This window comes from Caballeronia terrestris (assembly GCF_001544515.1).
Classification (GTDB): domain Bacteria; phylum Pseudomonadota; class Gammaproteobacteria; order Burkholderiales; family Burkholderiaceae; genus Caballeronia; species Caballeronia terrestris.
Window position 1 is genome coordinate 1 of sequence record NZ_FCOL02000566.1, and the last position, 732, is coordinate 732.

Genomic DNA, 732 nt, shown 5'->3' on the forward strand with positions numbered 1-732 from the left:
GTATTGCCGTCAGTCGAAATCGATGCCTCCAATCCGGCGAAGCTCGTCGAGTCGCCGGATTTGTTCGGCCAATATGCGGGCCACAGAAAGCGGAGGCAACGCGTTGATGTTGAAAAATTCGACACCGTCGGTCTCTACGCCAACGGCATCGCCCGGCGTCACGATATCGCCCAGGAAAACGAGCTTCCATATATGAAAGACAGATGGCGGATGTTGATGCCTGGTCATGTCCCACACCGCTAGCAGTCGACTTACCCTGACCGTATATCCGCTTTCTTCACGCACTTCCCTCACTGCGTTCTCAGCCGGTGATGCGCCGATATCCGCCCATCCCCCCGGTAACGACCAAAGGCCCTCGGTGGCCTCGCGCACGAGAAGAATCTCTCCGGCGGCGTTGAAAACCGCGCATCGGACGTCGAGTTTCGGATTCGCATAACCCGCTTCGTGAACGAAGAGTTCAGCAACCTTCCCCGCATCCATTTCGGCGAGCTCTGCGAGCTGGTCATGAGCAATGGCCGCGATCTCCTTGTAGCGCTCCTCGTCGAACGCTCCGCCTGCGTAATGCAGGCCAGTCTGAGCCAATGCCAGCAAGCGGCGGGCTTGCTCAAGTCGACGGAATGACAATTGAACCCCTCCCCCTGGAGACGGACAGTTTCGAAGAAGCGCCCTTCGCGTGACGAGAAGAACCGCGCGTTACGCGGACAGCGGCGGTTCATAATACCTAGCTTCGGG

At 58.5% G+C, this 732-nt stretch carries 1 protein-coding gene; it reads right to left on the bottom strand.

Annotated elements, in window-relative coordinates; translation table 11 throughout:
• Positions 1 to 9: 9 nt before the first annotated feature.
• Complete coding sequence (locus AWB67_RS38975; RefSeq protein WP_087660945.1) at positions 10 to 624, bottom strand: NUDIX hydrolase; 615 nt, start codon at positions 622 to 624, stop codon at positions 10 to 12.
• Between the last annotated feature and the right edge of the window lie 108 nt (positions 625 to 732).